Source organism: Rhizobium sp. BK376 (genome assembly GCF_004341625.1).
Lineage (GTDB): Bacteria > Pseudomonadota > Alphaproteobacteria > Rhizobiales > Rhizobiaceae > Rhizobium.
Genome location: NZ_SLZG01000018.1, coordinates 96976 through 105458 on the forward strand (window position 1 = coordinate 96976; position 8483 = coordinate 105458).

The 8483-nt window shown below is 60.1% G+C and carries 8 protein-coding genes, 1 tRNA gene and 1 pseudogene; 3 read left to right on the forward strand and 7 right to left on the reverse strand.

Going from position 1 to position 8483, the window contains the following annotated elements; all coding sequences use genetic code 11:
- Positions 1-355: 355 nt before the first annotated feature.
- From EV561_RS28350 to cpdR1, 5 genes are all read right to left on the reverse strand, one after another.
- On the reverse strand, positions 356-1498 hold the full coding sequence (locus EV561_RS28350; protein ID WP_132526773.1) for an ABC transporter permease: 1143 nt from the start codon (positions 1496-1498) through the stop codon (positions 356-358).
- Entirely contained in the window at positions 1495-2712 is a 1218-nt protein-coding gene (locus tag EV561_RS28355) for an ABC transporter permease (protein WP_132526775.1), read from the reverse strand. The genes EV561_RS28350 and EV561_RS28355 overlap by 4 nt, the downstream gene beginning before the upstream one ends.
- Before the next feature lies 1 nt (position 2713).
- Positions 2714-3694, reverse strand: coding sequence for an HlyD family secretion protein (locus EV561_RS28360; protein ID WP_132526777.1), 981 nt, complete (start codon positions 3692-3694; stop codon positions 2714-2716).
- A gap of 304 nt (positions 3695-3998) precedes the next feature.
- Positions 3999-4073: transfer RNA gene (locus EV561_RS28365), tRNA-Val, on the reverse strand.
- An 84-nt stretch (positions 4074-4157) separates the two neighbouring features.
- On the reverse strand, positions 4158-4520 hold the full coding sequence (cpdR1, locus tag EV561_RS28370; protein WP_111162680.1) for a response regulator CpdR1: 363 nt from the start codon (positions 4518-4520) through the stop codon (positions 4158-4160).
- A 185-nt stretch (positions 4521-4705) separates the two neighbouring features.
- Between cpdR1 and EV561_RS28375 the strand changes: the two genes are divergently transcribed.
- On the forward strand, positions 4706-5590 hold the full coding sequence (locus EV561_RS28375) for an N-formylglutamate amidohydrolase (RefSeq protein WP_132526779.1): 885 nt from the start codon (positions 4706-4708) through the stop codon (positions 5588-5590).
- 3 nt (positions 5591-5593) lie between these two features.
- On the opposite strand, the gene EV561_RS28380 is transcribed toward EV561_RS28375, so the two are convergent.
- Complete coding sequence (locus EV561_RS28380) at positions 5594-6025, reverse strand: hypothetical protein (protein WP_132526781.1); 432 nt, start codon at positions 6023-6025, stop codon at positions 5594-5596.
- A gap of 329 nt (positions 6026-6354) precedes the next feature.
- Between EV561_RS28380 and hisN the strand changes: the two genes are divergently transcribed.
- Positions 6355-7128, forward strand: a complete 774-nt coding sequence (gene hisN, locus EV561_RS28385; protein WP_132526783.1) for a histidinol-phosphatase — start codon at positions 6355-6357, stop codon at positions 7126-7128.
- Positions 7129-7151: 23 nt separating this feature from the next.
- Here the strand turns inward: hisN and EV561_RS28390 are convergent, their stop codons facing one another.
- Entirely contained in the window at positions 7152-8126 is a 975-nt protein-coding gene (locus EV561_RS28390) for an alpha/beta hydrolase (protein ID WP_132526784.1), read from the reverse strand.
- Between the two features lie 94 nt (positions 8127-8220).
- Between EV561_RS28390 and EV561_RS38015 the strand changes: the two are divergent.
- A pseudogene (locus tag EV561_RS38015) lies at positions 8221-8383 on the forward strand (transposase); the annotation flags it as partial.
- Between the last annotated feature and the right edge of the window lie 100 nt (positions 8384-8483).

The following is an 8483-nucleotide window of genomic DNA, read 5'->3' on the forward strand; positions in this document are numbered from 1 at the left end:
CTGGCCGCCCGCATTGAGTCGGAGCGGGCTGGCTATCGGCTCGAGGCGCGCTACGGCCTTGAGCCTTCGCTTGTCGATTAACCGAAGAATCCGTCCAATACGGAAGGATGGATGGCGGGGGTTTTGACTTCTGATCTGCGGCGACGTCGGGCGACAAAATTGGCCGACAAGAGGAAGCGCATGAAGCCGCCTTTGATGGCGTTTCTTTTGTTTTGCATTTTCGAACTCACTTGTTTTTCTTTTTTTCTGCCGCTGCATGTAGGCGCGTCATCGCATTGTCACAATAGTGTCATGGACAATGCAGGCATGCAAAATTGCGGGGCGTTGAGGGCCCGGTGCGGCACGTCTCGCATCTTCAGGCGCTTGCGGGACTTCGAGCTTCGAGAAAAAACGCAAGAACGGTGTAGACGACCGCCAATATCCACAGCGTGAGGAATTGCTGAGATACCTCGGCGATGGTCGCGCCCAACTGCGCAACACCGACCATCCCAAAAATCGCGGAAGTGCTGGGCAGCACGAGGGCTATGTCTTTCAGCCAGTTCGGGATTGCTTCCGCCGGCCAGGAAAATCCCGCAAGGAACAGAAACGGTATGCCGACAGCGGCCGTCAGCAACTGGACCGCCAGCGGGTTTCGCAACAGCCTGGCGATGACCATGCCAAGCGACGATACGGCGATGATGAAGGGTAGGGCAAAGATCGCGATCGCGACGGGCGATCCGAGCCTCGGAATGCCGTAGAGATAGGGCAGGGCAATCAGGTAGAAGGAGGCGGCGAATATCTCGATCGTCAGATAGGCGAGCAATTTGCCCAATATCCTGTCATAGGGACCAGCCTGCTGCTGCGACAATGCCTCCAGCTTCGGGTTTGGATGCGTCTCGAGCAGGCCGACGCCGATCAGCAGGGTCTGCTGCAGGATGAGCACCAGGGCAGCGGGAAGAATATAGGTCGCATAACCGCCTTGAGGATTGAAGAGGGTGACCGCCGTCAGAGGGAGCGGATCCGGGGCGGCCTCTGCAATCACCGGATCCACATGGGCGGCGATCAGGCGAGCGGTCTCGATTTCGGCACCCATGGTTCGGGCAACCGCTGTCACCGCGCCGGAGATGCGCTGATAGACCAGGAAATAGCTGGCGTCGGCATAAAGAGCGATCGGCGACGCGCGACCGTGCAGCAGGTCCCGCTCGAAATATTTTGGGATGACGACAAGCCCGAATAGGTTCCTCGCGAAAATCGCGCGCTCGGCCGAAACCTCGTCCGGAAAGGTAGCCGCGATTGTGATATCCGAAGACGCTTCCAATCGGCGCGCAAGCTCCCGGCTGCTGTCGGTATCGTCGCGGTCCACGAGCGCGATCGGTACGTTCCGCAAGGCCTCGTTTCGATAGGGCTGGGGATAGAAGACCGAATAGATGAGAACGGCGATCACCAGGACCGAGAAGGCGGGCCGCAGCTTGAAGATGCGCTCCAGTTCGATGCGATAGACCGCGAGAAGGCCGCTCATGTCCCGCCCTCCCTTCTTAGTCGTCTGCTTGCGTGCATCCTATCGGTGCGCAAGCCGAGGACTGTCAGTCGGAGAAACACAAGGAGGAGCAGGATCAGCATCAGCGCGAGGAGGGACAGCAGCGGCTGGAGCGACAGGTCGACGGGTGTGCCCCGGACGGTCTGGTCGACGCGCACCATCAGATACCAGGTCCCCGGCAGCAGTTGGCCCCAGTGATAGGCGAAGAAATTCATGCCAAGCCTGGGAAAGCCGATGCCCATGAAGCCGAATGCCGGGGCGGCGAACAGGGCTCCGATGCTGATGGCTGTTGCCGTCGGGCGCAGGATAAGCGCAAAAAGTGTGCCCAGAAACTGGCAGGCGAGCACAAAGAGAATGCCGCCGCAAACGAGAAGCAGCCTGTCGCCTCTGAGCGGCATCTCGAGAACGGAAAAAAGAACGATATCGGAAAGGCCGAGCACGAATAGAAACAGGATCGTATAAGGCAGGATCTTCCCGAACAGCGCGCGCCACAGGCCGCCTCCGAGCCTGCGAAGGACCCGCAGACGATAGGGCCGGTCGACATCAAGGCCGACGCAATAGGCCATGGTGGTGATGACGGCCACCTGAAGGACCGACGGTAAGAGGGCTGCAAGAAGAAAATAGGCGTAGTTGAGGGTCGGATTGAAGAGCGGATGGACCTGGACCGGAATCGGCTGCAGGTCTGTCTGCGCGATGTCGACAGGCTCGCCCTTCTCGGTTCGCAACGCCAGCCGGATTGCCGCCGCCACGCTCGGCACGGCAGCGCTGACCCCCCGAAGCGTCAAGTTGCCGGGCGTCAGGGTCTGGGTGTTATAGAAAAAAACGACCTCGGGACGCCGGCCGGCGAGGGTATCCCGCTCAAGATTGAGAGGAAGGTACAGCAGACCGTGCACCTTTCCCGACAGGATGAGATGTCGGCCCTCGGCCAGATCGGCAACCCGGACGGCAACGGCGGTGTCCGGCGTGGCATCCACGGTGCGGATGACGGTTCTTGAAAGATCCGAGCCATCAAGGTCGAGGACGGCGATCGGCAACCGGGTTGCCAGGCCTTCGTGGAAGACGGTTGCCAAAAGCCCCATCAATATCAGCGGCATAAGAGTAGACAGGAAAAGCAGGAAGGGGCGGCGGCGAAAATGATCGATCTCCCGCCGAAAGACGAGAGCAAAGCCGGGTCTGATCGCTCCCTTTCCGAGCACGTCACGACCCCGCCTTGGGCCAGAGTGCGATCGCGCTCATTCCCGGGCGCAGTCCCTTGACCGGGCTGGTCGGTTCGGCGCGGACTTCGAAAGTGCGCAGATCGAAATCGCCGGTCGCCCGGGTCGCGCGCCATGTGGCGTACTGCCCCTGCGCATTGATGACGGTGACCCGCACCTCGATCCTGCTGTTATCGAGGGCAGGCACCGTCACCTCGAACCGGTCGCCGATCGCAAGTCCCTTGAGCAGATCCTCACGCAGGTTGAAGGTGAACCAAGGGTGGTTGATGTCGATCAGGGAGAAGAGGGGTGCGCCGGCACTGAAATTTTCCCCAAGCTCGGCCACGCGCGTCGTCACTTGCCCATCGATCGGCGTGTGGATGGTTAATTCGCCGACATCCGTTTGCGTCTGCGCCAGCGAGGCCTTTGCCTGCTCGACCTGGGTGGCGGCGAGCGCCTTTTCTTCCTTGCTCGATCCGGCGACAGCAAGATCCAAAGCGGCCTGTGCCGATTCCCGCTTGCGGATTGCAGATTCGAGGTTGCGGGTCGCTTCGTCGACCATCGATTGCGTCGATGAGCCCGAGGTGACGAGCTTTGCCTGGCGCGCCGAATTCTCCTGATAAAGGGTGACGTCGGCATCGGCGGCGGCCAACTCCGCCTTTCGAGCCTCGATTGTCTCCGGACGGGTGCTGTTGACTCTGATGAGGTCGGCCTCGGAGACGGCAAGTGCGGCTTTCGCCATTTGCAGGCTTGCGACCAGTTGCGGGCTTTCCAATTCAGCGATCACCGAGCCCGCCGTGACATTATCCCCGACATCGGCGTTGAGCTTGGCAACACGTCCGGACACGCGGGGGCTGAGATCGACGCGATTCGCGGAAACTTCTCCCTGGACCACCAGCGGCGGCGGCCTGGTCGCAAACCAGAGAACGATCCCCAGGGCCACGATTGCCCCAATCGCGATCAATGCCCGAACAAGTCTCAGCATGCGAGTCTTCCCCTCAAATCTCCGCCAGCGATAAACGGTAGCGTCTTCCATGCGCCCTGGATCGGTTTAGCCGCTGGAAACGTACGCTGCGAGTGGAGAAAGGTACAGCGCGGGATAGCAGGCGAAGAGGTTTCTTATCTCGATAAATTTGCCTCATTACCGGAGGGCAACAGCGGCACGTCCCAAGTAGATTACGTGCACAAAATAAAGCCCTCAGAAGGCTTGAGGAGAGGCAATGCTTTGAAGACTTAAACTCACCAATCGGCGGCTTGGCGAAAGTCCCTTATGGGTCAAGGGGATCGGATGGTGGGCGTGACAGGGATTGAACCTGTGACCCCTACGATGTCAACGTAGTGCTCTCCCGCTGAGCTACACGCCCATCCGATGGCGGCGCATAGATCACAAAACCCTTTGAGCCGTCAATAGGCTTTTTTGAAGTTTTGTGACGCGCCGCCGGAATGCCTTATGCGGCAAGGAGTTTGTTGACCTCGTCGACCAGTTCGCGCAGGTGGAAAGGCTTGGAAAGGACCTTTGCATCCTTCGGTGCCTTCGAATCAGGGTTCAGCGCAACGGCGGCAAAGCCGGTGATGAACATGACCTTAAGGTCAGGATCGAGCTCGGTGGCGCGGCGCGCCAGCTCGATGCCGTCCATCTCGGGCATGACGATATCGGTCAAAAGCAGCGAGAAGGGCTCTTCGCGAAGACGGTCGTAGGCGCTGGCGCCGTTGTCGAAGGACGAGACCTTGTAGCCCGCCTTTTCAAGCGCTTTCACGAGGAAGCGACGCATGTCGTTGTCATCTTCGGCAAGAAGTATCTTCTGAGTCATTACAGGACCGTCAATCAATGTCATCTCTCATGGCTATTCAGCCGTTAACCTTATCCGTCGCCCGTAAAGAAGCGATGAATAGCAATGTCGACGGCCATCATTTCAGTTGATGTTAGTATGGACTTGCGCGCAAGCAACTGGCAACATGGGCAGTGCACAACTTGTTGACATGGTAAAGACGTCTGATGCCTGCAGAAATGCGCGATTTCGAAATATTCGAGATATTGGAGCCCGTTTCGCAGTCAATTCCCTTTGTCTACAACTCTCCGCATAGCGGCCGCATCTATCCCCCCGATTTCATCGCCCAGTCCCGTCTTCAGGGCATGTCGATCCGCCGCTCGGAGGATCACTATGTAGACGAGCTGTTTTCGGCCGCCTGCGACCTCGGGGCGCCGCTTCTGGTTGCCAATTTTCCTCGCGCCTATATCGACGTGAACCGCGAGCCCTATGAACTCGATCCCCGCATGTTCGACGGGCCGCTGCCGCCCTATGCCAATATCAACTCGATCCGGGTTGCCGGCGGGCTCGGCACCATTCCGCGCATCGTTGCCGAAAACATGGAAATCTATGCGCGCCGCGTGCCGGTCGAGGATGCGCTGAAGCGCATCGAGACGATCTACAAGCCCTATCATGCCGCCTTGCGGCGGCTGATCGCCGCGACCCATGTGAAGTTCGGTTTCGGCGTTTTGATCGACTGCCACTCCATGCCCGGCAATATCCGCATCGCCGGCAGCCATGTCCGCCCGGATTTCATCATCGGCGACCGCTACGGCACCAGCGCCTCCGCCGAGCTTTCGCGCGCCGCCATGCAGATACTCGAGGAAATGGGCTTTGCCGCCGTGCGCAACAAGCCCTATGCCGGCGGCTTCATTACCGAGCATTACGGGCGACCCTCGCGAGGGCTGCATGCCTTGCAGATCGAGGTTAACCGCGCGCTCTATATCGACGAGATCACGCTGCAGAAGAGCCCGGATTTCAACGCCGTCAGGGCTGCGATGACCTCGTTCATGCGGCAGATGGCGGATTATGTCGATAAATTCGCGGGCGACACGGCGCTCGCTGCCGAATAGCGATCAGCTGGTTTTTCGCAGCATCTTCAGCAAAGTTTCCGATTGCGCTTGTGCCTCCGTCCGGGCCTGCTGGTCCAGCATGTCGGGGCCGCAGAAATGCGCTCGGTCCGCCGTGTCGGTTTCGCCGGCTTCCGGATGGCCCGATCCCGATATGACCAACCGCCAGGCGCAGCCAAGGGTGCGGTCCTCGCGGATCGCCTGCTCGCAGCCTGTGCTGAGGCAAAAGGAAATCGTGCGCTGGGCGTCGTAGGAGCCGGACAGGGCATCAGTATAATTCCTGTCCCAGGCCGTGCGTATTCTCTCGCAGGCGCCCGGATCGGCGGTTTGGCGGCACTCGACCGCGGTGTTGATATAGTCGTCGGCCGCGACCCAGCCGGGAGGTTCCGACAGGTCGACGCAGCCGCAGGCATACAAGGCCGCTATCACGAATCGCATTGACATCATCCCCACCACACCGCTGAATCATAGAACGGTGGGGAATTCAGGCAAGACGGGTTTCGGAAAAGCTTTGCAGGCAGCCGGTTGACCGGATCCCCAAAAAAAGAACCGCGCCTGCGGCGCGGCTAAGTCTAGGGAGGAAACACCCAAGGAGGGTATTTACAGTCAGAAGACTGTAGGGAAACACTATTATTGCGTTGCACAAATGTCAAGCATCTTTTTGCATTGCATCAAATTTAGGCAACTGCCGGTTTCCTGCCTTATCCATTTGCAGCTGTTGGCTTTTAGGCTATGACATCGCGTCCAAACCAAGGATCGGATCGACCATGCTTCCTGACCGCTCGTTCTTTCATCGGCTCGCCGAAGCGGCCAAGGCCGAGACGCTGCCACGCTTCCGCTCGGGGCTCGACGTGGTCAACAAGGAGGCCGGCGGCTTCGATCCCGTCACCGAGGGCGATCGTGCCGCAGAGGCGGCGATCCGGGCGCTCATCGAGGCGGAATTTCCCGACCACGGCATTCTCGGCGAAGAACACGGCAATGTCGGTCTCGACCGCGAATATGTCTGGGTGATCGATCCGATCGACGGCACGCGCGCCTTCATATCCGGGGTACCCGTCTGGGGCACGCTGATCGGCCTGCACAGGAACGGCCGAGCGATCATGGGCCTGATCGACCAGCCATTTACCGGCGAGCGCTATTTCGCCGACGGCAAGAGCTCGAGCTATGTCGGGCCGGATGGGGAGAGGACGCTCAAGGTGCGCGATTGCGGCGACCTGTCGAAGGCGATCCTGTTTACCACCTCTCCACATCTGTTCGTCGGCGACGAGGTGGCGAAATATCGCGAGATCGAAAGCCAGGTCAGGCTCTTCCGATACGGCACCGATTGCTACGCCTATGCGCTGCTGGCTGCCGGCCACGTCGATCTCGTGGTGGAAACGGTGCTGAAGCCCTATGATGTCGGCGGAATCATCCCTGTGATCGAGCAGGCGGGCGGCATCATCACCACCTGGGACGGCGGTCGCCCCGAAATGGGCGGATCGGTCATCGCCGCGGGCAGCCGCGCCGTGCATGAACAGGCAATGGCGATCCTGTCTCGCTGACAAGCGGCATCGCAAATTTAAGCTTAAGCGCCGGCTCCGACGACCTCAGTGCTGGCTTCAGCATCGCTGCCGGGGATGAAGGCGTGGATGGCGGCAAGGGCTGCCGCGCGATAGCTGTCCCTTTCCTGCAGCACCTCATGCTTGGCGCCTGGCACAGGCACCAGCTGCGCCGCGCGGAAATAGCGCGACAGCCTTTCCTGGTCTGCATAGGGCACCACCCCGTCGCGCGTCGGCGCGATCAGCACCGTCGGGATGGTGATCGAAAACAGATGGTCCGGAGTGGAGGCGCCGCGGATGGTGAGGATCGCTTCGTGCAGCCAGCGGGCGGTCGGCGGCCCCAGCCCGAGCTCCGGATGAGCCTTGTAGATCGCTTCGTTGCGTCTATAGCGTCGCTCGTCCGTCGTCAGGGGATTTTCCGAAAACGGCACTTCCTTGAATTTCTTGGTGAATTGCATGGTGCCGAGACCGGTCCTGCAGGCGCTGCCGGAAAGCCAGCTGATGGCGTTCAGCGAGAAGGCCTGTCCCGTGAGGCCGACAAAGGGAGCCAACAGCACCATGCGCTCGATGCGGCTCGTCAATCGCGGCGCGGCCGAGAGCGCAATCAGGGCGCCGGTGGAATGCCCCAGGAGATAGAAGGGCAGGCGTGTATCCGGCAGGACGATCTGCTTGAGGAAGGTGTCCAGGTCGCGCTCGTAGTCGGAGAAGCGCCGGACGTGGCCGCGTTTGCCGTCACGATGCAGCCGTGTCGAGCCACCTTGGCCGCGTAGGTCGAAGGTGGCAACCCACAGGCCTTTCGCGTTCAGATCGCGGATCGTCTCGAAATATTTCTCGATGAACTCGTTGCGCCCCTGAAGAATGACGACCGTTCCCTTGGCGACCGGCTGGGCACAACGGAAGACGGCGTAGCGCAGCTTCAGCCCGTCATGGGTCTCGAAATAGCCCTCGGTGCGGTTGTCCGGAGCGGGATTGTCTGGTGTCGGGAAAAGGATCGAATCCATTGAGGGCCGCGGTTTGCTGAGAGCGAAGCAGCATAATGGGGCAGCGCGGCGGATATGAAAAGTGCCGACAAAAGCCACGACCGAAACTTTAGGCTCAGGACAGCTCTACCGCCAACGCCATAAGATTGAGATCATGTTCAGCAGGCTCAAGGACTGGCGCCACATCCACCCGCTACGATCGCTTCGCCCACACCTTCACGGGCGCCATCACCCTCGCCGCGATTATCCTCTTCTGGCTACCCAGTCGTGAGTCCTGAGTCTCGCACTACTTTGGCAGATTAACTCTCAGGTAACGATGATCGGCCATCCTTGGCATTCCAACGAGGGTGCATGGGATGGCAGAGCAGCATGTTGCAT

What these genes read in the sequence shown, in the direction of transcription:
- hisN (WP_132526783.1), top strand. Translation starts at nt 6,355, where the DNA reads ATGCTTCCTGACCGCTCGTTCTTTCATCGGCTCGCCGAAGCGGCCAAG.
- EV561_RS28350 (WP_132526773.1), bottom strand. Translation starts at nt 1,498, where the DNA reads ATGAGCGGCCTTCTCGCGGTCTATCGCATCGAACTGGAGCGCATCTTC.
- cpdR1 (WP_111162680.1), bottom strand. Translation starts at nt 4,520, where the DNA reads ATGACTCAGAAGATACTTCTTGCCGAAGATGACAACGACATGCGTCGC.
- EV561_RS28390 (WP_132526784.1), bottom strand. Translation starts at nt 8,126, where the DNA reads ATGGATTCGATCCTTTTCCCGACACCAGACAATCCCGCTCCGGACAAC.
- EV561_RS28380 (WP_132526781.1), bottom strand. Translation starts at nt 6,025, where the DNA reads ATGCGATTCGTGATAGCGGCCTTGTATGCCTGCGGCTGCGTCGACCTG.
- EV561_RS28375 (WP_132526779.1), top strand. Translation starts at nt 4,706, where the DNA reads ATGCCTGCAGAAATGCGCGATTTCGAAATATTCGAGATATTGGAGCCC.
- EV561_RS28360 (WP_132526777.1), bottom strand. Translation starts at nt 3,694, where the DNA reads ATGCTGAGACTTGTTCGGGCATTGATCGCGATTGGGGCAATCGTGGCC.